Origin of the sequence: Hydrogenophaga palleronii NBRC 102513, assembly GCF_001571225.1 — a bacterium.
Classification (GTDB): Bacteria; Pseudomonadota; Gammaproteobacteria; order Burkholderiales; family Burkholderiaceae_C; genus Hydrogenophaga; species Hydrogenophaga palleronii.
The window spans coordinates 228,085-250,464 of the sequence record NZ_BCTJ01000002.1; the positions used below are offsets into that span (position 1 = coordinate 228,085).

The following is a 22,380-nucleotide window of genomic DNA, read 5'->3' on the forward strand; positions in this document are numbered from 1 at the left end:
ATGAACGCTCGCCTTGCGCTTCCCGGGGCGCTCAGCCTGGCCGGTCGCGGTGTCGTGGTCACCGGTGCCGCCCATGGCATCGGTCGGGCCACGGCGGGGGTGCTCGCCAGTCTGGGCGCCGAGCTGTTGCTGGTCGATCTTCGGCCGCAGGACGAGACACGCCGGTTGATCGAGACGGCGGGCGGCGCACGCGTGCGCACGCTGCAGGCCGACCTGACCGCCGAAGGATTCAGCGCGCAGCTGATGGCCTCAGGTCCACTGTACGCGCTGGCGCACTGCGCCGCCGTCCACGACAGCAGCGACTGGACGCTCACCGGCGGCACCGCGCGCTTCCACCGCACCATGGGCATCACGCCCGTGTGCCCCTAGAGCTGGGCATGGCTGCGATGGAGCATATGGCCGGCATGGGCGGGGCCGAATCGTGATGACCGGATCGACCGCTGGTCCAACGGTGGCACCTCAGCCACCGCGCCACCTACGCGGCGTCGAAAGGAGCTGTGCACAACATCGTGCGCTGGCTGTCGCGCCGCGCGGTGGGCCGTGGCGTGATGGTGAACGGCGTGGCGCCCGGACCGGTGCGCACGGCGATGACGGCACAGTCCACCGTCAATGCCGAGCAACTGCCGACCGGGCGCATGGCCGAACCCGACGAGATCGCCTGGACCATCGCGTTTCTCTGCACGCCGGCGGCCTCGTACTTGTCGGGCGCGATCGTCGATGTGAACGGCGGAGCGCTCGTGGGTTGATGTCCAAAAAAACGGCAGCACCCGATGGGTACTGCCGCTTTCAGGCTGCTTCGTTCACTCGGGCGAGATGCCCGCCGACTTCGTCACCTCCGCCCACTGCTTCATTTCCACCTCCAGGCGCTTCTTGAATTGGTCCGGCGTGGACGCCACGACACGGTAACCGATGGCCGCCAGCTTAGACTTCACTTCCTCGTCCTTGAACACGTTCACGAGTGCAGCGTGATAGCGCTGCACCATCGCGTCGGATGCGCCCTTGGGCAGGAAGATGCCCACCGAGGTTTCTGCCTCGAAACCCTGGATGCCAGACTCGGCGAGCGTGGGCACGTTGGGCAGCATCGGGTTGCGCTCAGGGCTGGTGACGGCGAGCAGCCGCACCCGGCCGGCGTCTACCAGGGCTTTGGAGCCAGGAATGGTGTCGAACGCGGCCTGGATCTCGCCACCGAGCAGCGCCGTGACCACTGCGCCATTGCCTTTGTAGGGCACATGGGTCATCGCAAGACCCGACGATTTCTTGAGCAGCTCGGTGAGCAGGTGCAGCGTCGAGCCACTGCCCGAGGTGCCGTAGAACAACTTGTCGGGGTTCGCCTTGCTGTAGGCAATGAGATCCTGTGTGGTCTGTACCGGCAGGCTGGGGTTGACCGCCAGCGTGAACGGACCCGAGGCCATCAGCATCACGGGCACGATGTCGGAGCGAGTGTCATAGCCGGGGTTCTTCTGCGTACTCGGGTGGATGGCCACGACGTTGGTGTTCAGCAGGATGGTGTAGCCATCCGGCGCGGCGCGGCTCACCTGCGCGGTGCCCAGTGCGCTGGCGGCACCGGGTTTGTTCTCGATCACCACCGGCTGGCCCAGCTCCTTGGCCAGCCGTGGCGCGACGATCCGGCCGGCGGGGTCGGTCGATCCGCCGGGCCCGTAAGGAATCACCATGGTGATCGGTTTGGTGAACACGATGGGCTGCTGCGCGTGCGCGGCCAGGCTCATGGCTCCGGCGAGAACCGCCATGACGAGGCGAGGGTATTTCATGCGTTGTGTCTCCATAGGGTGGGTGATGTGAGCGTGTGTCGCCCCTCAAGCGCCCCGCGCGTACGCGCTGGCGGCGGCTTGTGGCTGGGCGTTGTATAGCGGCGCGATGAGATAGCCCCCGTCGACCACGATGTCCTGTCCCGTGACGTAGGCGGCCGCATCGGTGGCAAGGAAGGCCACGATGCCGGCGATATCCTCCGGCGCGCCGATGCGGCGCACCGGAAGCATGTTCACGCGCGCTGCGTGCTGCTGTTCGTCGCGGTAGAAGGCATCGGACATGGGCGTGCGCACCATGCCAGGGCTGACCGCATTGGCTCGAATGCCGCGCGGCCCCCACTCCACCGCCATCTGCCGCGTCAGACCGAGCAACGCCGCCTTGCTCGGGCCGTAGGCGCCGATGCGTGTGGGCATTTGGGCACCGATGGAAGCGATGTTGATGATCGAGCCTGCGCCGCGCGCGAGCATCGGCCTGGCGAACACGCGGGCGCACAGGAACGCTCCGCGCACGTTCACGTCGAAGACTTTGTCCCAGTCGGCGATGGGCACATCTTCCAGTGGTGCCGACAGTGCTTTGGTTCCAGCGTTGTTGACCAGGATGTCGCAGCGGCCGTAGCGCTCTTCGACGGCGCGTCCCAAGGCTTCCACCGCGTCGGGGTCGGCAATGTTGCAGGCGATGCCCATACAGTCGGGGGACGGCCTGTGTGTGGGCGCCTCTAGGCCGGCCAGGGCGACCGACGCTCCCATTGCAGCGAGCCGCACGGCGATGGCCCCGCCCAAGCCGCCCCCGGCACCGGTGACCACCGCTACGCGGCCCTTCAGGCTGTCGCAGGTGAACACAGGCGAAGCCGGATTCACGGATGCGGGAATGGCTGACGCCAATGCCATGCTGTCTTGTCTCCAAACGTTCGGCGCCGGATGAACCCGGTCTAGGAGCGCCGCCATCAAGGGTGGCGCATCGGAAATCATCATAGCGGCAGCCCGCCGACCGCCTGTGACGGAATGGAAAACAAGCTGTGAAAAATGCTTGCCCCGACGCGCTGGCGCGCGCCCGCGATCAATCTGGCAATGCGGTCGGGACGGAGGCGTCGTCCTCGCCGAGTGCCTCGGCCAGGAAGTCGACGAATACGCGCACCTTCTGCGGCAGCATGCGCGTGTGGCGGAACAGCGCGTACACACCGTTGTCGAAGGTGGAGTTGGTGAGCCGATAGCCCGGTAGCAGGCGCACCAGGCGGCCGGCCTGGATGTCTTCCTTGACAGACCAATCGGCGAGCAGCGCCAGGCCCAGGCCGCTCAGCGCGGCGCGGCGCAACACCTCGCCATTGTTGGCGTGCACCGTGCCTTTGATCTTGAGTTCACGCACGCGGTCGCCGTGCAGATAGCGCCAGAACGTAGGCTCCTGCGCTTTTCGGTAGGTCAGGCAGTTGTGGTTTTGTTCCAGGTCTTCGGGCACCGTCACCGGCGGGTGCGTGCGGATGTAGTCGGGGCTGCCCACCAGCACACGCTCGCCTGGGCCGAGCTTGCGCATCACATACGAAGAGTCTTCGAGTTTGCCGATGCGCAGGTCCACGTCGTAGTTCTGCTCGACCAGGTTGACGGGCTCCTCGGACAGCTGCAGGTCGATGGTGAGTTCGGGGTAGCGCGCCGAGAAGCGGTGCAGCAGTGGCGCGATCAGCAAGATGCCAACGAGGGTACGCGAATGCACGCGCAGACGGCCTTCGGGCGCTGCCTTGGCATGGCGCGCTGCGTTCTCGGCCTGCGCCATATCTTCCAGGATGGCCTCGGCGCGTTGGTGAAAGATGACGCCGGCGTCCGTCGCGGTGAGTTTTCGGCTGGTCCGGTCGAGCAACTGCACGCCCAGTTCTTCTTCAAGCGCGCTGATGCGCCGCGAGATCGTGGCGGGGGAGAGGCCCAGGCTGCGTCCGGCGGCCGACAGGCTGCCTGTTTGAAGCGTGATCACGAAGATCCGGACGGTGTCGAGAGCCTTCATTTCAGTTGTTGCAAAGAAGCTGTACGCAGCTTGTGTCTTCTGTTTTCAGAGGGCGCTGCCTAGAATTTTCGGTACCGGGACAAGGTGCCGCGATCGAGGGAAAACCCCGCTTGCTGGTGCCGCTTTTCAACCAGACAAGGAACGACATGGACTTCGGAATTTTCATCTTGATGCAGCAGCGGAACCAGAAGAAGTCCTCCGGGCAAATCATACAAGAGGCCATTGAGCAGACGCAGGTGGCGGACCGCAATGGCTTCGCCGCGGCCTGGTATGCAGAACACCATTTTTCCAACTATGGGCTGTGTCCTTCGCCGCTGATGATGGCGACGTACTGCGCGGGTGTGACCAAGCAGATCCGCGTCGGATCGGCCGTGGTCATCGCGCCGCTGTACACGCCAGCGCGCCTGATCGCCGAGATCGCCATGGCCGACCAGCTCTCTGGTGGTCGCCTGAACGTGGGTGTGGGTGGCGGCTACCAGCAGTTCGAGTTCGAGCGCTTCGGCATCACGCTGGAGAACGCCAAAGAAAAGACGCTGGAAATGCTGGACATGATCGATCTGGCGCTCACGCAGAAGAAGTTCAGCTACGAAGGCAAGCACTATCAACAACCGACCACCGCCATCAGCGTGCGTCCGGTGCAAACGCCGATGCCGCCGATCTGGATCGCCAGCGGTGATCCGATGCTGATGCGCCGCGCGCTGCGCAACGACCACCACGTGTTCATCTCGGGCGGCCTGGGTGGCACCAAGCGGTTGGGGGGATTTCGTGGCGTGATCGACGAGCTGGCGGTGGCTGAAGGCAAGGACCCGGCCAAGGCCAAGGTCGGCCTGCTGCGCTTTGCCTATGCGAGCGACAACAAGGCCGAGGTCGAACACTACGTGGACTGCGCGCGTTACCAGCAGCGCATTGCGGTGAGCCTGAAGCAGCGCACCGAATCCGTAGAAGACGATTACATCGTGACCGAGAAACCCTACGACGAAGAGCTGCCGTGGGACAAGCTCATGAAGAACATGCCCGTCGGTTCGGTGGACACGGTGATCGAGCGCCTGGTCGCGGACATCCGCGCGGTGCGCCCGGTGCACGTGGCGCTGCAGACGCAGGTCGGCGACTTCGACCACCAGCTCATGCTCAAGCAGCTGGAGCTGTGGAACAAAGTGATCATCCCCGCGGTTCAGCAGGAGATCGCCAACGACAAGCCGCATGTGAGCGCGTTACCTGCCGCCACGGAAACCGCGTGAGCGCCGCCGTGGACAGTGTGTCGAAAGACACCGCCGTGGGCTCGCGCCCGCTCGAAGGCATCCGCGTCATCGACCTCAGCCGCGTCCTCGCGGGGCCGTTGTGTGGCCAGATGCTGGCAGACATGGGTGCCGACGTGATCAAGGTCGAAGCGCCGACCGGCGACGAGAACCGACAGTGGGCACCCATGACGGCGGCGGGCGACAGCTGCAACTTCATGAGCGTGAACCGCGGCAAGCGCGGCATCACGCTCAACCTCAAGCTGCAGGAAGGCCGTGACGTGCTAGACAAGCTGCTGCAGCAGGCCGATGTGCTGTTGCACAGCTTCCTGCCGGGCACCGCCAGGGGCCTGGGCATCGACGAGACGGCATTGCGCCAGCGGCACCCGCGCCTGGTTGTCAGCACGATTTCGGCTTTCGGCGCACAGGGCGATCTTGCCGACCGGCCGGGATACGACGCACTGCTGCAGGCCTTCTCCGGGATCATGTCGATCACCGGCGACCGCGACGGCGGTCCGGTGCGCTCGGGCGTGTCGTTCGTGGACATGACGACGGGCATCCTCGCCTATTGCGGCGTGTTGACCGCGCTGATGGGGCGCGAGAAAACGCAGGCCGGCAACACGGTGCGCGTGTCCCTGCTGGAAACCGCCGTCTCGCTGTTGGGGTACCACGGTGTCGGCTGGCTGGAAGCCGATGCCATGCCGCGCCGCGAGGGTTCTGGCCTGTGGCACCTGGTGCCGTACCAGGCGTTCCGCTGCACCGACGGCGAGGTGCTCACCGGTGCGCTGAACGACGGCACCTGGAAGAAGCTGTGTCGCGCCGTGGGCCGCCCGGACCTTGAGAACGACGCGGGGCTCGCGACCAACGCTGGGCGCCTGTCGCGGCGCGAGGAGGTGGTGAACGCGTTCATCGGCATCTTCGGCAGCAACACCGTTGCCCATTGGTCCGCCCGGCTCGAAGCGCATGGCGTGCCGATCGCGCCGCTGCACACCATCGACCAGGCGCTGATGCACGAGCAGTCCCTGGCCAATCACATGGTCGTGCAGGTGCCCCACCGCGATGGCCATAGCACGAGGTTGCTGGGCTCGGCTTTCAAGGTGGGCGAGGGGGCGAACACCTCGAGCCGCCACCCGCCGCGCCTGGGCGAACACTCGCAGGAGGTGCTGAGCGAAGCCGGCTTCGCGCAGGCCGACATCGACCGGCTGCGCGCTGGGGGCGTGGTGTGAGCATGCTCGACGTCCAGCGGGATGCCCGCGGCATCGTGACCTGCTGGATCGACAACCCCGGCCGGCGCAATGCGCTCAACGACACCATGCTCGCCACGCTGGCCGCTGTGATGGAGGGCGCGGGGGAGCAGGGCGCACGCGCCGTGTTCGTGCGCGGCCACCACGCCACCTTCTGCTCTGGCCGCGACCTGGGTGAGCTGGATGCCGACGAAGGCGAAGACGGCGCGGCGCTCGCGCGCCGCATTGCACCCGCCCAGCGGCTGGCGCGCGCGGTGCGCCACTGCGCCGTGCCGACCGTGGCCGTCATCGAAGGCAAGGCGGTCGGACTGGGCGTGGCGTTGGCCACCTGGTGTGACATGGCGCTGGCAACGGAGGACGCGTCGTTCTCGATTCCCGAAGCGCGCGCCGGCATCGCGCCCTCGTTCACCGCGGTCTCGCTCACGCTGGCCATCGGCCGGCGCGCGGCGCTGAGCCTGTGTCTGACCGGGCGCGCCGTGGGCGCGGCCGAGGCCCAGGCGTTGGGCCTGGTGCAGCAGGTGTGCGCGGCGCAGGACCTGGACGCGGCGGTGGACACGCTGGCGGCCGCTTTCATCAAGGGCAGCCCACAGGCGCTGGGGCAGACCAAAGCCTTGCTGGAGCTGGCTGCGGGACAGCAGTTCGACGCAGCCATTGCCCGGGCTTCGCAGACCGCCGTGGTGTCGATGCAGGCCGCCGAAGCCACCGAGGGCATGGCCGCATTCCGCGCGAAGCGGCCACCGACCTGGGCCTTGGCCGGACAGGATGCCCGCGCATGAATTCGCTCGGCCGACCCGCCACACCGACCGAGGAGCCCGGCATGACGAGCCGCTGGGTTGCCCACGATGGGGGCACCGCCGGCCTGGCGCTCGCGCTCAGGCGCACCGGCGAGTGCGTGGCCATCGTCACCGCGCAAGGCGCGGACGGCAGCCTGGTCGGTGCCCGCTGTGCGCAGCCGCCCGCACTGTCCGAAACGGGTGCTCCCGCGCTCGGTTGGACATTGCCCGGCGGGGAGCCGGGGCTCCAGGTGTTCACACACGCCACCCACGTGGCGCTCAATTTCATCTTGGAGCAGGACGAGGTGGGCGCCGACGTCGCGCGCCGCTTCACCGGACCGCGCACCGACAAGTTCGCCCCGCTGGCCTTCGAGTTTGGCCTCGGCGGTGCACCGCTGCTGGAGCGAGCCGTGGCCACCTTCGAGTGCGAGAACCGACCGCATGGGACTGCCGACGCCGAGGGGCGCTGGCTGTTCACCGGGCTGGTGCGCCGGTACCGCCAGACAGGCTGAGGCGCATCACCCGGTCCGCACCAGCGCCCAGAAACAAGCTTTCCTTTCATTGACATACAACGGAGATACAGCGATGGCAGAACAACACCAGGACGTCGGCACGGCCAACGGCATGAATGGCAAGGTGGCGGTGGTCACCGGCTCGGGCCGCGGCATCGGCCGCGAGATCGCGCTGCAGCTGGTCAAGCAGGGCGTGAGCGTGGTGATCAACGACGTGGGGGTGTCGCTGGACGGCAAGGGCGAGGACAGCGGCCCCGCGATGGAGCTGGTGCGTGAGATCGAGGCCATGGGAGGCAAGGCGGTGGCCAGCACGGCCAGCGTGGCCGAATGGGAGTCGGCGCGCAGCATCATCGCGCTGGCCACGGACACCTTCGGGCGGCTGGACTACGTCGTCAACAACGCGGGAATCCTGCGCGACAAGATCTTCCACCAGATGTCGCCAGAGGACTATGAGGCCGTCATCAAGGTGCATCTGATGGGCAGCTTCTACGTGAGCCGCGCCGCCGCCGAAATCTTCCGCAAGCAGGAGAGCGGCGCCTTCGTGCACATGAGCTCCACCTCGGGCCTGATCGGCAGCATCGGCCAGGCCAACTACGCGTCGGCCAAGATGGGCATCGTCGGCCTGTCGCGTTCGCTGTCACTGGAGATGGCGCGCTTCAACGTGCGCTCCAACTGCATCGCCCCCAGCGCCTTCAGCCGCATGATCGAGTCGGTGCCCGGTGCCACGCCAGAGCAGCAGGCCGCCAACCTGGAAATGCGCCGCGCCCGCACGCGCCCCGAGCAGATCGCGCCAGTGGCCGTGTACCTGCTCGGCGACGACGCGAAGGACATCTCGGGGCAGATCATCGGCGTGCGCGGCAACGAGCTGTACCTCTACAGCCAGCCGCGTCCCATGCGCATCCTGCAGAACAGCGAGGGATGGACCATGGACCGGCTGCGCGAGCAAGTCGGCGAAGGCTGGAAGAAATCCTTCGTGCCGCTGGAGCGCACACGCGACGTGTTTCCCTGGCAGGCGCAGTGAACAGGCCGCACGCATGATCGACCGCGACACCTTGCTGAACTGGCCTTTCGAGGAGATCGTGCAGCGCTACACCGTGCGCGACACGCAGCTCTATGCGCTCAGCCTGGGCTTCGGCGACGACCCGATGGACGCGGGCCAGTTGCGCCACGTGCTGGAGAACGGCTTGCGCCCCTTTCCCACGATGGCCCTGGTGCTGGCGCACCCCGGCCCGTGGACGGCCAACCCCGCCACCGGGGTCAACCGCAGTGGCGTCGTGCATGGCGAGCAGCGGCTCACGCTACACCGGCGTCTTCTGGTGGAGGGTGCCGTTCGCTCGCGTGCCCGCGTGGTGGCCGTGCTCGACAAGGGCGAAGGCAAGGGCGCGGTGATCCAGACCGAGCGCCAGCTGCACGACGTGGCCACGGGCGACCTGCTGGCGACCATCGCCGGCTCGACCTTCTGCCGCCGCGATGGCGGATTTGACAAGGCAGAACCGCCGCCTACAAAGCCGGCAACCCCGGCGCCGCCTGCCGTACCGGACCGCGCCCCGGACGCAACGGCCGAGCTGCCGACCCGGCCGCAGGCAGCGCTGCTCTACCGCCTCAACGGCGACTACAACCCGCTGCACGCCGACCCGGCGGTGGCGCGCAACGCCGGCTTCGAACGGCCCATCACGCACGGGCTGCTGTCGTTCGGCATGGCCGCGCGCATGCTGGAGGAGCGGTTCCCGCCCGCGGGCATTGCATCCATCGGTGCGCGGTTCGCGGCGCCCATGGTGCCCGGTGAGACGCTGCAGGTGCAGATGTGGCAGGAGGGCGGCGAGGTCGTCTTCCGTGCGCTGTGCAAGGAACGCCAGGTCGTCGTGCTGTCCCACGGACGCGCGCGCCTGGCACGCGACGAGGAGTTGTCATGAACACACAAGTGAAGAAACTGCAAAACGTCTACCTGGTCGCGCGCGACGTGGCCGCGCAGTCTGCGTTCTACGACGCGGTGCTGGGCCTGCCGCTCAAGTTCCGCGACGGTGAGCGCTGGGTGCAATACCAAGCCGGCGAGGCCGGCAGCACCGGTTTCTCGATCGCCTGCCTCGACGAAGCGAAGCCCGCCGAATCGGGTGCAGTGCTCGTCTTCGAAGTGGAAAACTTCGACGGTGTCGAAGCGTCCGTGGCCGCGGCGGGCGGTGAGGTGACCGGCATCCGCGACATGGGCAGCCACGGCGCCGTGCTGTCGATGCGCGACCCGGACGGCAACATCGTGCAGATGTTCCGGCGGGCTCCCAAGGCCGCCTGAGAAAACTGGCATCACGCGCCCAGAGGCGCCGGAAGGAGACCCCCATGACCACTACCCTGCAAGCCCTGCAGACCGACACCCCCCCGTTCGATGCGGGCGAATTCCGCCGCGCGCTCGGCACCTTTCCCACCGGCGTGGCCATCATCACCACGCGCGGCCCCGACGGCAAACCGGTGGGGCTGACCTGTAACTCGTTCAGCTCGGTGTCGCTGGACCCCCCGCTGGTGCTGTGGAGCCTGCGCAATGCGAGCAAGTCCATGGACGCGTTCCAGGGTGCTAACGGCTTTGCCATCAACGTGCTGGCCGAAGACCAGAGCAAGCTGTCGGCGCGGTTCGCCAGCGGATCCATCGTCGACAAGTTCGAGGGCGTTGGCCACAGCGACGGTTTTGGTGGCGTGCCCCTGATCGACGACTGCGTGGCGCGCTTCCACTGCACGACATTTGCCCAGCATGCCGCCGGCGACCACGTCATCTTCATCGGGAAGGTCGAGCGTTTCGAACACGGTCGCGAGCAGGATCCGCTGGTGTTCTACAAGGGCGCCTACATGATGCTGGCCCAGTCGCTGCGCGAGCTCGCGGCGCAGGGCCGGGTGTCGGTGAAGTCTCTCATCGAGGCGCGGGCCGGCGTGTACGAGCTGCTGTTGCGCCTGGCCTGCGAGCGCGGCGAGGCGATAGACTTCGAGGCGATGGAGAAGCACCTTGCGGACATGGACGCCCAGACCGAACGCGGCGACATGGCGGCCCGCGCGCTGGCCGCACTGGAGTACTTCTCGCTCATCACCAAGGCCGCCCACAACGACGTGCTGGCCCTGGTGGCGCAGACCCTGGCCACGCTGATGCACCACAGCGTGATGGCCCAGGCCAACGCGATGCCGTACGCCGCCATGCACCAGCCCGAGCTGACGCCGCTGCGCCGCCAGATGCTGTCGTGCATGCGCGCACGTGACGCCGAAGGCGCGGCCGCTGCGGTGCGCGCGTACTTCGGCCACGTCGAGCATTTCCAGCGCCAGGCCGGCACGGTGAGTTGACACCGCCCGTGCGTCTTCGGCGCTCCTTTTCTGCCCCGGCGGCAGGAAGGGCGGCACCCGTTTCAGGCGGTGCCGGATGGTAGGCGGGCGCGTGTTTGACCGCGCCGTCGTTTGAACGCCGCACCTTAAAGATTTGCGCGGGGCTTCCGCGCGAGCGCCTTACGCCGGCGTGAACATCGGCACCAGCGGGCCGTTCCCGGCGGGCTCGAACACCAGCTTCACCGCCATGCCGATGCGCACCGCGTCGAGGTCGCAGCCCACGATGTTGCTCATCATGATCGGCCCCTCCTCCAGTTGCACGTACGCGATGGCATAGGCCGGCTTGGCACGGCGCATGACGGTGTAGCTGTACACCGTGCCACGGCCGGAGGCGTCTTGCCAGGTGATGTCGTTGCTGAAGCAGAACGGGCAGAGCGCGCGCGGGTACCAGTGGAGGCGGCCACAGGCGCCGCAGCGGGGCACGACGAAGCGGCCTTCGGCGGCTGCGTCCTGGAACGGTGCAGACTCCGGTTGCCGGGTGATCGATGCGATCGGGCGCGAGGGTGCCTGAGTGCGGTGTTGGCCGGCCATGTCAGACCCTTTCCATGATGAGGGTGGCGCTGCCATGGCGCGTGCCGAGTGAGCCACCCGTGCCCTGCGCGAGCGCGAGCGTGCAGCCCGGAACCTGCACGGCGGGGTGGGCCTCGCCGCGCAACTGCCGCACGGCCTCGATCACCTTGGTGATGCCGCCGCGGTTGGCGGGGTGGTTGTTGCACAGGCCGCCGCCATCGGTGTTGAACGGCAACCTGCCGCTGCCCGAAATCAGGTTGCCGTCAGCCACGAAGCGGCCGCCTTCGCCCTTCTTGCAGAAGCCCAGGTCTTCCAGTTGCATCAGCACCGTGATGGTGAAGCTGTCGTAGATCGAGGCGTACTGGATGTCGGCGGGTGTCACGCCCGCTTCGGCGAAAGCGGCCGGGCCAGACCAGGCCGCGCCGGTATAGGTGAGGTCCACCTCGCCGCCGAACTGGCCCTTGATCGCCTCGCCCGCGCCGAGCACGCGCACCAGTGGGCGCTTCAGGCTCTTCGCGATCTCGGGTCGCACCACCAGCAGAGCGCCGCCGCCGTCGCTGATCACGCAGCAGTCCATTCGGTGGAGCGGGTCGGCCACCATCGGCGACTGCATCACCTGTTCCACCGTGAGCACATCGCGCAGCATGGCATGCGGGTTGTGTTGCGCGTGGTGTGAGGCGGCCACCTTGATCCAGGCCAGCTGCTCGCTGGTAGTACCGAAGGCGTGCATGTGGCGCATCGCGGCCATGGCATACATGTTCACCGTAGCGTGCGCATACGGCAGTTCCCACTCCAGGTCGGGCTGGTTCGGGTTGCCCGGGCGCGGTGCGGTGCCGGTCGCCATGCCCTCGCTGCGCGGGCGGCCCGCCAGCGTGATGAGCGCGACATTGCACTTGCCCGCGGCAATCGCCTGCGCGGCGTGCGCCACATGAATCAGGTAGGAGCTGCCACCGGTGTCGGTGCTGTCGATGTGGCGCAACCGGAGGTTCATGTAGTCGGCCATCGACGAGGCGCCCAGGCCCGGTGCGTCGCCAGCGCAGAAGTAGCCGTCGACGTCGTCTTTGGAGAGCCCGGCATCGGCCAGCGCGCCGCGCGCGCATTCGGCGTGCAACTGCGCGACGGACTTGTCCGGGGCGTGGCGGGTGGGGTGTTCGAAAGCGCCTGCGATGAAGGCTTTCCCCTTGATGCTCATGGCGCCGCCTTTCCGGTGGCGGAAACGGCGTCGCTGCCGTCGACCCGGCCGCGGCCGAAAGAGGCCAGTGTCTTGCGAACATCTGCCTCGGACGGACGCGCGTAGTAGCCGGTGCGGCTCACGCCGGTGCCCGACACGCGCCGCAGCGTGACCATAGTCTCGGTCATCTTGAGCAGCGCGCCGGTCACGTCCAGCACGGTGGCCCCGGCGATCTGGTTCAAGCCTTGCTGCACGCAGAGCAGATTGAGCAGGCCGCAGCCCGGCACGATGACCTCCGCGCCCTCGGCAACCAGCTTCGCGCCGGCCTCGTTGAGCAGGGTGATGGCGGGCGCGGGGTCGCCGGTGATGGCCTTTTCCAGGGTGTCCATCGACAGGTCGACCGCGTGCATGCCGCTCATGCGCGCGCGAAGCCCGTAGCGCTCGACCAGGCTGTCGTAGACCTTGACGTTGAGCGCCTCGGAGTGCGAAAGAATGGCGAAGCGCTGTCCGAGCATGCAGGCCATGTGAATGCCCGTCTCGGCCAGACCCATGACGGGGATGTCCAGGATCTCGCGCAGCTCGTGCAGGATCGGGTCGAGGAAGCAGCCGATGCCCACGCCGTCGAAGCCCTCGTCGGCCGCCGCCACGATGGAGTCCATCATGTCGCTGCTCTTGAGGAAGAACGCGGCGCGGGTGTAGCTGCCGAAGGTCGGCCGCAAGGTGCCGCGCACCACCACCTCGACCTGGGGTCCGAGGACGCGGGCCGCGTGCGCGACGATGGCCTCGTTGTAGGCCGGGTATCGGGTGATGGGGGTACTGCTTTGCCAGAGGATGCGCAGGGGTGCGGCGTGGTGCGCGGTGGTTGATGGGGTCACGGCAATGTCTCCTGTGCGGCCAGCATACTGTGCCGCTGCGCGGCGCGGCATTGCACGTGGCGCAAAGGTACTTTGTATCGCTTGCGGGTGCATTTGCTGGCGCGCGCGCGTGGCCGAACGGACAATGCCGCGACCCGATCTTTTGTCGAAAGTCACGATGACGAGTGCTCTGTTCCAGCCTTTTCAGTTGCGCGATCTCACGCTACCCAACCGCATCGTGGTCTCGCCCATGTGCCAGTACAGCGCGGTGAACGGCAATGCCACCGACTGGCACCTTCTCCATCTTGGTCAATACGCGGTGTCGGGTGCGGGGCTGCTGGTGATCGAGGCCACGGGCGTCGAACCCGAAGGACGCATCACCGCCGAATGCCTGGGCCTGTGGTCGGACGAGAACGAGGCGGCGCTCGCCCGTGTGCTGCAGGTCGTGCGACCGTTTGCCAGCATGCCCATCGGCATCCAGCTCGGCCATGCGGGCCGCAAGGCCTCGGTGCGCCGACCGGGCGCAGGGCGCGGCAACCTGCCCCTGAGCGAAGGCGGCTGGAAAACCTTCGGTCCCACCGATGCGGCCTTCGGCCCGGGCTGGGAGGAGCCCCGCGCGCTCGATCGCGCCGGCATGGACCGCGTCACGCAGGCCTTTGTGCAGGCCACGCAACGGGCCGATCGGCTCGACCTGGACCTGCTCGAAATCCACGCCGCGCACGGTTATCTGCTCAGCGCCTTCCTCTCGCCATTGGGCAATGCCCGCACCGATGCGTACGGCGGCAACCGGGAGGGGCGCATGCGTTTCCCGCTGGAAGTGATCGAAGCGGTGCGTGCCGCCTGGCCCGCCCACAAACCGATGGGCGTTCGCTTCAACGGCACCGACTGGCTGGACGGCGGCCTCACAGGTGAAGACGCCGTGGCCTTCGCGCACCAGCTCAAGGCGCGGGGTGTGGATTACATGGATCTGTCGTCCGGTGGCAGCGCGCGCGCGGAGATCCCGCTCGGCCCCGGTTACCAGGTGCCGTATGCAGCCCAGGTGAAGCGCGAGGTGGATGTGGCGACGATGTGTGTCGGCCTGATACGCGACCCGGTGCATGCGCAGGCCATCGTCGAGCGGGGTGATGCCGACCTGGTCGGGCTCGGGCGCGGCATGCTCAACGATCCGCGCTGGGCCTGGCATGCGGCCGAGGCGCTGGGCGCGAAGGTGACGGTGCCGCACCAGTACCTGCGCGGCGAAACCACGGCGGGCCTGCCGTCGCAAGACACCATCATCCGCTCCGCTGCAGCGCGCTGAAGACGGGATGCATGCGCTCGCAGGTTCTTGTGTGCCCGCCCCCGGGGCTCGCGGGGAGCCCGGGCCTTTTTTTGAAAAACTTTGACCAGGAGAAAACATGCTGCTGAAAGACAAGGTAGCGCTCGTCACGGGCGCGGGTTCGGGCATCGGGCGCGAGGTGGCGTTGGCGTTTGCGCGCGAAGGCGCATGTGTGGTGGTGGCCGACGTGGACGCAACAGGCGGCGAGGAAACCGTGGCACGGATCCATGCGGGCGCGGACGGGGGTGGCTCCTCGCCGGGCGCGCTGTTCGTCCGCATGGACGTGTCCGACCCCGCCGACCACGAGGCGGCCGTGGCATCGGCGGTGCAACGCTTTGGTGCCTTGCACGTTGCCTGCAACAACGCCGGCATTGCGCGGGGCAGCCCAGAGGCCGCGGTGCCGCTGGCGCAGATTTCGGCCCGCGACTGGCAGCGCGTGATCGACGTGAACCTCTCCGGCACGTTCCATGGCCTGCGCACGCAGATCCCAGCCCTGCTGGCGGCAGGCGGCGGCGCCATCGTCAACGTAGCCTCGGTGCTGGGCCAGGTCGGCAATCTCTCGCTGTCGCCGTACGTGGCGTCCAAGCATGGCATCGTGGGCCTCACCCGGGCGGCCGCGCTCGACTACGCGCAGCAGGGTGTGCGCGTCAACGCCGTCGGCCCCGGCTACATCGATACGCCGATCCTCTCCGCCGCCTCGGCGGAGGCGCGTGCGCGCATGGTCGCGCAGCATCCGATGGGGCGGCTGGGCGGAGCGGGGGAGATCGCCGAACTCGTGCTGTGGCTCTGCAGCGAGCGCGCTAGTTTCTGCACGGGAGGCTACTACCCGGCGGACGGTGGTTTCCTGGCGCGCTAAGCGTGTTGTCCTGCAGGCCTGCTGGCGAGAGGATCTCTCCATTGCTGAAGCGTCCCGCGTGCGTGAGCACCTGGTCACCCCGATACCCCCCCTATCGGTTCCTGCAAAGCTGCTGTTCGCCCCATGGGCCTTCCTTCAGGGGAAGGCAGTTCTTAGAATTTTTCGTGCACATTGCATGGCGATTTTTCCAAGTATGTCTGCGTGCAGTATGCCAAAAACTCTTACAACGAATGGAGACAGGACACATGAAAAGCTCCCCTTCTACCGCGCGCTGCCGGTACCTGAAGGCCGCGTTTCCGACGGGCGTGGAGGCCTCTTTTCGCGCATTCGCCCAGCAGTTTCCACGCGCACCGTCGAGGCCCGATGGTTACACCATGGTCGTGGGCAACATCGGTCCGCTGGCCATTGCCCAGGCCGTGCGCGATGACGTACCTTACGACGTGTTCAGGGACTTCTCATTTGTCGGCAGTGCCTGCTTGATCGAGATGGTTCTGGTCATCCGCCCGGGTCTCAATATCACCACCTTCGAACAGATGCTGGCGCATACCAAGGCCAATCCGGGCAAGCTGAGCTACACCGTCTCCCGCGGCCTGGGCACGTTCATCCACTTGCAGATGGCGTCTCTTAAGGCCTTGGCCGGTATGAACATCGTCGCTGTGCCCTACAAGGGTGAGGTCCCGGCCGTGACCGACATGCTGTGCGGACACGTGGCAATTGGTCTCATCTCTACGTCCCTGGCAGCGTCGTATGTCAAGTCCAGTAAGCTCAACGTACTGGTCCTGCCCGCGCTCAGCCGCTCCAGCCTGCTGCCGGACGTGCCGCCGAATAGCGAGATGAAGGCAGGTGTGGGGTTCAAGGCCCATAGCTGGAGCGTGTTCTTGGCCCCCGCCGCCAAGCCGGCGCTTCGCAAGACCTGCTGGACGCCCTCTTCGCCACTGCGAAGAGCGAGCGCAACGTCTGGCGCCATGCGTGGGCGCCAGGCGACCTGGTGCTTTTGGACAAATGCGCCACGCTGCACCGGGGCACCGCGTGGCAGGGGGGGCGATCCCCGCCTGATGTTCCGAACCACCACCAGCGCCATCGAAGCGGATGGCTTGGACAATGTGCGTCCCCTCCCCGCGAAAGAACCCGCATGAGCATCGCGCCCAGCAAAGACCATCCGGACACCGGTTACCGCGGCAACCTGGTGAAGGACACGAAGACTGTGAACGCCTGGCTCGCGGGCTGCGCGCCGGAGCCGGCACTCGAACCCGAGCTGCCGATCATCGATTCGCACACCCATTTCTGGGACCTGCAGGACTTTGGGAGCCGCTACCTCTTCGACGACATGCGGGACGATGTGATGAACTGTGGTCACAACATCGAGGCGACGGTGTTCATCGAGGCGGCGGCCATGTACCGTGCCAACGGGCCGGAGCACCTGAGATCGCTCGGCGAGGTCGAGTTCGCGCGCGGTATGGCCGCCATGGCCGACAGTGGGCTGTATGGCACATGCCGCATGGCGGCCGTGATCGTCGGCCAGGTCGATCTTCGGCTCGGCGATGCGGCCGGCGACGTTCTCGATGCGGCCGTCGAGGCCGCGGGCGGGCGCTTTCGTGGCGTGCGCCACCAGACGCCGTTCGACAGCGGCGAAATCGGCTCGTACCTGCGCCACCGCATGCCCGAACACCTGTTGCGCGATCCGGGCTTCCAGCTCGGTGCGGCACAGCTTGTGCGGCGCAACCTGAGCCTGGACGTCTGGCTGTTCCATCCGCAGCTCGAGGACGTGGCTGTGCTCGCCCGGGCGTTGCCGGACCTGCGAATTGTGGTGAACCACGTGGGTGGGCCACTCGGCGTGGGGCCGTACCAGGGAAAGCGGGATGAGGTGTTCTCCTCGTGGCGCGCCGGCATGGAGGCGCTTGCGCAGCACCTGAACGTGCACGTGAAGCTGGGTGGCATGGGTATGCCGGTGTTCGGCAACGGCCTGCACCTGCGCGGCGTCCCCCCCGATTCGCAGACGCTGGCCACCACCTGGAAGCCGGTGGTGGACACCTGTATCGAGCTCTTTGGCGCGAGCCGGTGCATGTTCGAAAGCAATTTTCCGGTGGACAAGCAGGCCTACGGGTACAGCGAGGTGTGGAATGCGTTCAAACGCCTCACGCACGCGCTGCCGGCCGCTGACCGAGCGCAGCTCTTCAAGGGCACGGCGGCGCGCATCTACCGCATGGACGACAAGGGACATCAAAAATGACGAAACGCGTGTGCATGGTGACGGGTGGCTCGCGGGGCCTGGGGCGTGCGATGGTGAAAGGCCTTCTAGAGAGCGGTCATCGGGTGGCCTGCGTGGACCATGACGCCGTTTCGCTCGATGAGCTGGCGAAGAAGGAAGCCGCGCGTGGCGACGATTTCCTCACCGTGCGGGCAGACCTCTCGCAAGAGGCGGGCTGTGCTGACGCGCTGACCGCCGTGCAAGCGCGCTTCGGCCACGTCGATGTGCTGGTCAACAACGCCGGCATCGGCCAGCCCTCCATCCGACCGGACCACTGGACCAACCCGATCAAGTTCTGGGAGGTGACCCCCACGCAATGGAACTGCTTCTTCGCGGTAAACGCGACGGCGGGGTTTCTGCTGGCGCGTGCGGTGGCTCCGGGCATGGTTGAGCGCGGCTGGGGTCGCATCGTGGGCATCACGACGAGCCTGGATTCGATGCTCCGCGCGGGACAGACTCCCTACGGCGCGACGAAGGCCGCGACCGAGGCCTTCACCACGGTGATGGCCGCCGACCTGGCAGGGACCGGCGTGACGGCCAACATCATCGTGCCCGGTGGCCTGACGAACACCGCCCTGGTGAACGACACCGTGCCCTACGACCGGGCGACGATGCTGCAGCCGGAGGTGATGGTGGCGCCACTGCTGTGGCTGGTGTCCGATGCGGCGAACACCGTGACCTCGCGCCGCTACATCGGTGCGCGGTGGGATACCGCGCTACCCCTGGCCACCGCCGAGGCGCAGGCCGGTGCACCGGCCGCGTGGGCGGCGCTGGGCCAGCAGATGATTTCTATGAAAAAGTAGTCGCCCATCTCGGTCGATGCGGGTACATGAACCCATCTCGCTTTTTCAACTGAGCATTTCCAATTGATCGCGCTGCGCGAGGGCGTGCGTGATTAGCATCTGTCTAGCAAGAACAAAATTTAGGAGACATGCCGTGGTATTTCAAGAATGGCTCCTGCATCTGCAACGGGTCGGGTTAGACGGGGTGCCTGCCACCGAGCCCCCGGCTGCGTGATTCAGCGCCTACCCGCGCGCACAGCAGGTCTTTCGCTGCGATGTGTGCGCCACACGTCTTCCAAAACTTACATCTGATCCATCGCGGCGCAGGGTGCCTGCGTGTCCGCTAACACTTGAAACGAGGGGCCGATGAACGCTGCCACCCGCTTTGGCGCCTGCAACCAGGCGTGCATCCATGAGCGCTGACTACATCCTTGAGGCGACGGGACTCACCAAGCAGTTCCGTGGCTTCTACGCCGTCAAGGACGTGGACCTGCGCGTGCGCAGACATTCCATCCATGCCCTGATCGGGCCCAACGGCGCCGGGAAGACCACCTGCTTCAACCTGCTGACCACCTTTCTCCCGGCCAGCGCCGGCACGATCACCTTCAATGGCCGGCGCATTGAACGGAGCGACCCGGCGACGGTCGCGCGCCGGGGGCTGGTGCGTTCGTTCCAGATCTCTGCCGTGTTCGGCCACATGACCGTGCTGGAGAACGTGCGCGTTGCCCTGCAGCGCAAGACCCGCTGGAGTCATACGTTCTGGCGCAGCGAACGCGTGTTGCAGGATTTGGAGCGCAAGGCGCGCGATCTGGTGGCCTCGGTGGGACTTTCGCCCTGGGAGCACACGCTGGCGGGCGAGCTGTCGTATGGGCGAAAGCGCGCGCTGGAGCTGGTGACCACGGTGGCCTTGGAGCCTGAACTGATCCTGCTGGACGAGCCAATGGCCGGCCTCGGCCATGAGGACATTGAGCCCGCCATGCAGCTCATCAAGGAAGCGGCGAAGGGTCGCACCGTGCTCATGGTGGAACACAACATGAAGGTGATTGCCCACCTGTGCGACCACGTTACGGTGCTGCAGTCGGGGTCGGTGCTCGCGGAGGGCAGCTACGAACAGGTGGCGACAGACCCGCGCGTACAGGTCGCATACATGGGAGGCGATGGTGGTCACTGAAACGGCTCGAACCTGCCTGAAGGTCGGCAAACTCACCGCGCATTACGACGAGACGATCGCGCTGCAGGACATCTCGATCGAGGTGCGCGAGGGCGAGATCGTCTGCCTGCTGGGACGCAACGGCGCGGGCAAGACCACCACCTTGCGCGCCGTCATGGGCCTGCTGGGCCGGCGGACCGGGGCGATCGAGGTCAACGGCCATGCCACCGAAGGCCTGCCGCCGGAGGCCATCGCGCGCCTGGGTGTGGCGTACTGCCCCGAGGAGCGCGGTATCTTCGCGAGCCTGACGACCGAGGAAAACCTCTTGCTGCCACCGGTGCTGTCGCCGGGCGGGCTCTCGGTGGACGAGATCTACGAGATCTTTCCCAACCTCAAGACCCGCCGCAGCAGCCCGGGCACGCGGCTGTCCGGCGGCGAACAGCAGATGCTCGCCATCGGCCGGATCCTGCGCACAGGCGCCAAGCTGCTGCTGCTGGACGAGTGCACGGAAGGCCTGGCGCCGATCATCGTGCAGAAGATCGGACAGACCGTGTCCATGCTGCGCGACCGCGGGTTCACCGTGCTGATGGTGGAGCAGAACTTCCGCTTCGCATCGCAGCTCGCCGACCGCTTCTACGTGATCGAAAGCGGTGCCGTGATCGACCAGTTCACGCGCGCCGAAATTGCCGGCCGCCTGCCGCATATTGAAGCCGCTCTCGGGCTGTGACGGGTTGAAGGAATACTGATGGAAACTGTATTTGGCATGCCGGTGGGCCTGGTCGCTGGCCAGGCCGTCCTCGGCCTCATCAACGGCGCTTTTTACGCGATCATGAGCCTGGGGCTGGCCATCATCTTCGGGATGCTCCGGATCGTGAACTTCGCCCATGGCGCGCAGTTCATGCTCGGCGCTTTTGTGGCCTGGGTCATTCTGGAGTACTTCGGCCTAGGCTACGCATGGGCGCTGCTGATCGCGCCGCTGACCGTCGGCCTGACCGGCGTTCTGATGGAACGGGTGCTGCTGCGGCATCTCTACAAGCTCGACCACGTGTACCCGCTGCTGCTGACCTTCGGCATTGCGCTGCTGCTGGAGGGCGCGGTGCGCCTGAAGCTGGGCGTGAGCGGCCAGCCGTATCCGAACCCGATGGCGGGCGGCGTCAGCCTGGGGATCACCTTTTTCCCCTGGTACCGCCTGTGGGTGATTGCCGTGGCCATCGTGATCTGCGCCGGCACCTGGTTCGTCATCGAGAAGACCAAGCTGGGCTCCTACCTGCGCGCGGCCAATGAGAACCCGGCGCTGGTGCGCACGTTCGGCATCAACGTGCCCCGTATGCTCATGCTGACCTATGGATTCGGCGTAGCCCTCGCCGGTTTCAGTGGCGTGATGGCGGCGCCCATCTACCAGGTCAACCCGCTCATGGGCTCCAGCCTCATCATCATTGTCTTTGCCGTGGTGGTGATCGGTGGCATGGGGTCCATCGCGGGAGCGGTGGTCGCCGGTTTTGGGCTGGGCCTGCTCGAGGGCCTGACCAAACTCTTCCTCCCGGACCTGGCCGGCGTGGTGATCTTCATCGTGATGATCCTGACGCTCGCGCTGCGTCCCCACGGCCTGTTCGGCCGCAACAACTGAGAGCTGCCATGAACGCCGCACAGCGAAACTATGCCTTGCTCGCGATCGCCCTGGTTCTGGGCATTGCCGCGCCATTCTTCTTCTACCCACTCTTTCTCGTGAAGCTACTGTGCCTGGCGCTGTTGGCGGCGTCGGTGAACCTGATGGTGGGTTACGTGGGTCTTCTGTCGTTCGGTCATGCCATGTTCTATGGCTCGGCGGCCTACGCGACAGGGTTTGTCGTCAAAGAGTGGGGATGGGACGGGGCGGCCGGCATCCTCGCCGGCGTCGGCGTCGCGGCGGCTATCGGTTTCGTGACGGGGCTGCTGGCGATCCGGCGCCAGGGCATCTACTTCTCGATGATCACGCTGGCGTTTGCGCAACTGGTCTATTTCTGTGCGCTGCGCATGCCCTTCACTGGTGGCGAAAACGGCCTGCAGAACGTGCCGCGGCCGATGCTTTTCGGTGTGGTGGACACGACCAGCAACCTGACCCTGTATTTCGCGGTTCTGGCCATCACGGTGTTCGCGTTCTGGCTTGTATGGCGCATGGTGAACTCCCCCTTTGGACAGGTGCTCAAGGCGATCCGCGACAACGAGCCGCGCGCCATTTCGCTCGGCTACCGAGCCAACCTGTTCAAGCTCCAGGCGTTCACGCTGTCTGCGGGGCTGGCCGGCCTGGCTGGGGCCATGAAGGTGTTGTCCACCCAACTGGCCACGCTGGTGGACGTGAGCTGGACGACCTCGGGCGAGGCCCTTCTCATCTCCATCGTGGGTGGGTTGGGCCAGCTGCTGGGCCCCCTGGTGGGCGCCATCATCATCGGCTCGATGGAACACTATCTGGCAGGCTTCGCCGAGCTGGTGCTGCTCATCCAGGGCTTTGTGTTCGTGGTCGTCGTGATGCTGTTTCGCAAGGGCGTGGTCGGCACGCTGAAGAGCCTGCTTTCCAAAGCGCCGGCTGCGCATGCTGGCCCCTTGGAGCGGTCCGTCGTGACAGACCGTCCCGCCTCATGAG

At 66.6% G+C, this 22,380-nt stretch carries 24 protein-coding genes and 2 pseudogenes; 20 read left to right on the top strand and 6 right to left on the bottom strand.

The features are described 5' to 3' along the window. Together HPA01S_RS23680 and HPA01S_RS23685 are read left to right on the top strand one after the other, a co-directional pair. Entirely contained in the window at nucleotides 1-369 is a 369-nt protein-coding gene (locus HPA01S_RS23680) for an SDR family NAD(P)-dependent oxidoreductase (protein WP_066266666.1), read from the top strand. A 71-nt stretch (nucleotides 370-440) separates the two neighbouring features. Beyond that, nucleotides 441-746, top strand: coding sequence for an SDR family NAD(P)-dependent oxidoreductase (locus HPA01S_RS23685; protein WP_084360435.1), 306 nt, complete (start codon nucleotides 441-443; stop codon nucleotides 744-746). 54 nt (nucleotides 747-800) lie between these two features. On the opposite strand, the gene HPA01S_RS03430 is transcribed toward HPA01S_RS23685, so the two are convergent. The 3 genes from HPA01S_RS03430 to HPA01S_RS03440 form a co-directional block, all read right to left on the bottom strand. Beyond that, nucleotides 801-1,769, bottom strand: coding sequence for a Bug family tripartite tricarboxylate transporter substrate binding protein (locus HPA01S_RS03430; RefSeq protein WP_169801499.1), 969 nt, complete (start codon nucleotides 1,767-1,769; stop codon nucleotides 801-803). Nucleotides 1,770-1,814: 45 nt separating this feature from the next. Next, entirely contained in the window at nucleotides 1,815-2,654 is an 840-nt protein-coding gene (locus HPA01S_RS03435; protein WP_066266673.1) for an SDR family NAD(P)-dependent oxidoreductase, read from the bottom strand. A 169-nt stretch (nucleotides 2,655-2,823) separates the two neighbouring features. Beyond that, nucleotides 2,824-3,756, bottom strand: a complete 933-nt coding sequence (locus HPA01S_RS03440; protein WP_066266675.1) for a LysR family transcriptional regulator — start codon at nucleotides 3,754-3,756, stop codon at nucleotides 2,824-2,826. 146 nt (nucleotides 3,757-3,902) lie between these two features. Here HPA01S_RS03440 and HPA01S_RS03445 point away from each other — a divergent pair, with 146 nt between their 5' ends. The 8 genes from HPA01S_RS03445 (at nucleotide 3,903) to HPA01S_RS23310 (ending at nucleotide 10,835) form a co-directional block, all read left to right on the top strand. Then, entirely contained in the window at nucleotides 3,903-4,994 is a 1,092-nt protein-coding gene (locus HPA01S_RS03445; RefSeq protein WP_066266677.1) for an LLM class flavin-dependent oxidoreductase, read from the top strand. Next, a complete protein-coding gene (locus HPA01S_RS03450) occupies nucleotides 4,991-6,217 on the top strand; it encodes a CaiB/BaiF CoA transferase family protein (RefSeq protein ID WP_066266680.1) in 1,227 nt (408 codons plus the stop codon). The genes HPA01S_RS03445 and HPA01S_RS03450 overlap by 4 nt, the downstream gene beginning before the upstream one ends. A gap of 2 nt (nucleotides 6,218-6,219) precedes the next feature. Then, on the top strand, nucleotides 6,220-7,011 hold the full coding sequence (locus HPA01S_RS03455) for an enoyl-CoA hydratase/isomerase family protein (RefSeq protein ID WP_066266683.1): 792 nt from the start codon (nucleotides 6,220-6,222) through the stop codon (nucleotides 7,009-7,011). Next, nucleotides 7,008-7,520 (top strand): flavin reductase, encoded by a 513-nt coding sequence (locus HPA01S_RS03460; protein WP_157084885.1) that lies wholly within the window; start codon nucleotides 7,008-7,010, stop codon nucleotides 7,518-7,520. The genes HPA01S_RS03455 and HPA01S_RS03460 overlap by 4 nt, the downstream gene beginning before the upstream one ends. Before the next feature lie 73 nt (nucleotides 7,521-7,593). Beyond that, a complete protein-coding gene (locus HPA01S_RS03465; RefSeq protein ID WP_245638560.1) occupies nucleotides 7,594-8,541 on the top strand; it encodes an SDR family NAD(P)-dependent oxidoreductase in 948 nt (315 codons plus the stop codon). A 13-nt stretch (nucleotides 8,542-8,554) separates the two neighbouring features. Beyond that, complete coding sequence (locus HPA01S_RS03470) at nucleotides 8,555-9,433, top strand: MaoC/PaaZ C-terminal domain-containing protein (RefSeq protein WP_066266687.1); 879 nt, start codon at nucleotides 8,555-8,557, stop codon at nucleotides 9,431-9,433. Then, nucleotides 9,430-9,807, top strand: coding sequence for a VOC family protein (locus HPA01S_RS03475; RefSeq protein ID WP_066266691.1), 378 nt, complete (start codon nucleotides 9,430-9,432; stop codon nucleotides 9,805-9,807). The genes HPA01S_RS03470 and HPA01S_RS03475 overlap by 4 nt, the downstream gene beginning before the upstream one ends. Before the next feature lie 44 nt (nucleotides 9,808-9,851). Further along, nucleotides 9,852-10,835 (top strand): flavin reductase, encoded by a 984-nt coding sequence (locus HPA01S_RS23310; RefSeq protein WP_169801500.1) that lies wholly within the window; start codon nucleotides 9,852-9,854, stop codon nucleotides 10,833-10,835. Between the two features lie 159 nt (nucleotides 10,836-10,994). On the opposite strand, the gene HPA01S_RS03485 is transcribed toward HPA01S_RS23310, so the two are convergent. Genes HPA01S_RS03485 through HPA01S_RS03495 form a run of 3 tightly spaced genes read right to left on the bottom strand, consistent with a single transcriptional unit; the run spans nucleotide 10,995 to nucleotide 13,430 of the window. After that, nucleotides 10,995-11,405 (bottom strand): Zn-ribbon domain-containing OB-fold protein, encoded by a 411-nt coding sequence (locus tag HPA01S_RS03485; protein WP_066266692.1) that lies wholly within the window; start codon nucleotides 11,403-11,405, stop codon nucleotides 10,995-10,997. Between the two features lies 1 nt (nucleotide 11,406). Continuing rightward, nucleotides 11,407-12,576: a thiolase family protein gene (locus HPA01S_RS03490; protein WP_066266693.1), complete on the bottom strand. Its 1,170-nt coding sequence runs from the start codon at nucleotides 12,574-12,576 to the stop codon at nucleotides 11,407-11,409. After that, nucleotides 12,573-13,430 (bottom strand): aspartate/glutamate racemase family protein, encoded by an 858-nt coding sequence (locus tag HPA01S_RS03495; protein ID WP_066266699.1) that lies wholly within the window; start codon nucleotides 13,428-13,430, stop codon nucleotides 12,573-12,575. The genes HPA01S_RS03490 and HPA01S_RS03495 overlap by 4 nt, the downstream gene beginning before the upstream one ends. A 157-nt stretch (nucleotides 13,431-13,587) precedes the next feature. Between HPA01S_RS03495 and HPA01S_RS03500 the strand changes: the two genes are divergently transcribed. The 10 genes and pseudogenes from HPA01S_RS03500 (at nucleotide 13,588) to HPA01S_RS03540 (ending at nucleotide 22,379) form a co-directional block, all read left to right on the top strand. Further along, nucleotides 13,588-14,706 (top strand): NADH:flavin oxidoreductase/NADH oxidase, encoded by a 1,119-nt coding sequence (locus tag HPA01S_RS03500; protein WP_066266705.1) that lies wholly within the window; start codon nucleotides 13,588-13,590, stop codon nucleotides 14,704-14,706. 97 nt (nucleotides 14,707-14,803) lie between these two features. Continuing rightward, nucleotides 14,804-15,580, top strand: a complete 777-nt coding sequence (locus tag HPA01S_RS03505) for an SDR family NAD(P)-dependent oxidoreductase (protein ID WP_245638561.1) — start codon at nucleotides 14,804-14,806, stop codon at nucleotides 15,578-15,580. A 245-nt stretch (nucleotides 15,581-15,825) separates the two neighbouring features. Beyond that, nucleotides 15,826-16,467 (top strand): annotated as a pseudogene (locus tag HPA01S_RS03510) (Bug family tripartite tricarboxylate transporter substrate binding protein); the annotation flags it as partial. 29 nt (nucleotides 16,468-16,496) lie between these two features. Next, nucleotides 16,497-16,562: pseudogene (locus HPA01S_RS23795) on the top strand (hypothetical protein); the annotation flags it as partial. Between the two features lie 150 nt (nucleotides 16,563-16,712). Further along, on the top strand, nucleotides 16,713-17,810 hold the full coding sequence (locus HPA01S_RS03515) for an amidohydrolase family protein (RefSeq protein WP_157084887.1): 1,098 nt from the start codon (nucleotides 16,713-16,715) through the stop codon (nucleotides 17,808-17,810). After that, the gene (locus HPA01S_RS03520) at nucleotides 17,807-18,631 is read left to right on the top strand and encodes an SDR family NAD(P)-dependent oxidoreductase (RefSeq protein WP_084360439.1); all 825 of its coding nucleotides are present in this window, start codon (nucleotides 17,807-17,809) and stop codon (nucleotides 18,629-18,631) included. The genes HPA01S_RS03515 and HPA01S_RS03520 overlap by 4 nt, the downstream gene beginning before the upstream one ends. A gap of 391 nt (nucleotides 18,632-19,022) precedes the next feature. After that, nucleotides 19,023-19,781, top strand: a complete 759-nt coding sequence (locus HPA01S_RS03525; RefSeq protein WP_066266714.1) for an ABC transporter ATP-binding protein — start codon at nucleotides 19,023-19,025, stop codon at nucleotides 19,779-19,781. Then, nucleotides 19,768-20,487, top strand: a complete 720-nt coding sequence (locus tag HPA01S_RS03530; protein WP_066266715.1) for an ABC transporter ATP-binding protein — start codon at nucleotides 19,768-19,770, stop codon at nucleotides 20,485-20,487. Before HPA01S_RS03525 ends, HPA01S_RS03530 begins: the two co-directional genes overlap by 14 nt. Nucleotides 20,488-20,505: 18 nt before the next feature. Further along, nucleotides 20,506-21,387, top strand: coding sequence for a branched-chain amino acid ABC transporter permease (locus HPA01S_RS03535; RefSeq protein WP_066266717.1), 882 nt, complete (start codon nucleotides 20,506-20,508; stop codon nucleotides 21,385-21,387). An 8-nt stretch (nucleotides 21,388-21,395) separates the two neighbouring features. After that, the gene (locus HPA01S_RS03540; protein ID WP_066266720.1) at nucleotides 21,396-22,379 is read left to right on the top strand and encodes a branched-chain amino acid ABC transporter permease; all 984 of its coding nucleotides are present in this window, start codon (nucleotides 21,396-21,398) and stop codon (nucleotides 22,377-22,379) included. Nucleotide 22,380: the final 1 nt, after the last annotated feature.

Bases quoted from the DNA above. Each gene is read 5' to 3' on its own strand.
- HPA01S_RS23680 (WP_066266666.1), top strand. From the start codon at position 1: ATGAACGCTCGCCTTGCGCTTCCCGGGGCGCTCAGCCTGGCCGGTCGC.
- HPA01S_RS03430 (WP_169801499.1), bottom strand. From the start codon at position 1,769: ATGAAATACCCTCGCCTCGTCATGGCGGTTCTCGCCGGAGCCATGAGC.
- HPA01S_RS03435 (WP_066266673.1), bottom strand. From the start codon at position 2,654: ATGGCATTGGCGTCAGCCATTCCCGCATCCGTGAATCCGGCTTCGCCT.
- HPA01S_RS03440 (WP_066266675.1), bottom strand. From the start codon at position 3,756: ATGAAGGCTCTCGACACCGTCCGGATCTTCGTGATCACGCTTCAAACA.
- HPA01S_RS03445 (WP_066266677.1), top strand. From the start codon at position 3,903: ATGGACTTCGGAATTTTCATCTTGATGCAGCAGCGGAACCAGAAGAAG.
- HPA01S_RS03455 (WP_066266683.1), top strand. From the start codon at position 6,220: ATGCTCGACGTCCAGCGGGATGCCCGCGGCATCGTGACCTGCTGGATC.
- HPA01S_RS03460 (WP_157084885.1), top strand. From the start codon at position 7,008: ATGAATTCGCTCGGCCGACCCGCCACACCGACCGAGGAGCCCGGCATG.
- HPA01S_RS03465 (WP_245638560.1), top strand. From the start codon at position 7,594: ATGGCAGAACAACACCAGGACGTCGGCACGGCCAACGGCATGAATGGC.
- HPA01S_RS03470 (WP_066266687.1), top strand. From the start codon at position 8,555: ATGATCGACCGCGACACCTTGCTGAACTGGCCTTTCGAGGAGATCGTG.
- HPA01S_RS03475 (WP_066266691.1), top strand. From the start codon at position 9,430: ATGAACACACAAGTGAAGAAACTGCAAAACGTCTACCTGGTCGCGCGC.
- HPA01S_RS23310 (WP_169801500.1), top strand. From the start codon at position 9,852: ATGACCACTACCCTGCAAGCCCTGCAGACCGACACCCCCCCGTTCGAT.
- HPA01S_RS03485 (WP_066266692.1), bottom strand. From the start codon at position 11,405: ATGGCCGGCCAACACCGCACTCAGGCACCCTCGCGCCCGATCGCATCG.
- HPA01S_RS03490 (WP_066266693.1), bottom strand. From the start codon at position 12,576: ATGAGCATCAAGGGGAAAGCCTTCATCGCAGGCGCTTTCGAACACCCC.
- HPA01S_RS03500 (WP_066266705.1), top strand. From the start codon at position 13,588: ATGACGAGTGCTCTGTTCCAGCCTTTTCAGTTGCGCGATCTCACGCTA.
- HPA01S_RS03505 (WP_245638561.1), top strand. From the start codon at position 14,804: ATGCTGCTGAAAGACAAGGTAGCGCTCGTCACGGGCGCGGGTTCGGGC.
- HPA01S_RS03515 (WP_157084887.1), top strand. From the start codon at position 16,713: ATGAGCATCGCGCCCAGCAAAGACCATCCGGACACCGGTTACCGCGGC.
- HPA01S_RS03520 (WP_084360439.1), top strand. From the start codon at position 17,807: ATGACGAAACGCGTGTGCATGGTGACGGGTGGCTCGCGGGGCCTGGGG.
- HPA01S_RS03525 (WP_066266714.1), top strand. From the start codon at position 19,023: ATGAGCGCTGACTACATCCTTGAGGCGACGGGACTCACCAAGCAGTTC.
- HPA01S_RS03530 (WP_066266715.1), top strand. From the start codon at position 19,768: ATGGTGGTCACTGAAACGGCTCGAACCTGCCTGAAGGTCGGCAAACTC.
- HPA01S_RS03535 (WP_066266717.1), top strand. From the start codon at position 20,506: ATGGAAACTGTATTTGGCATGCCGGTGGGCCTGGTCGCTGGCCAGGCC.
- HPA01S_RS03540 (WP_066266720.1), top strand. From the start codon at position 21,396: ATGAACGCCGCACAGCGAAACTATGCCTTGCTCGCGATCGCCCTGGTT.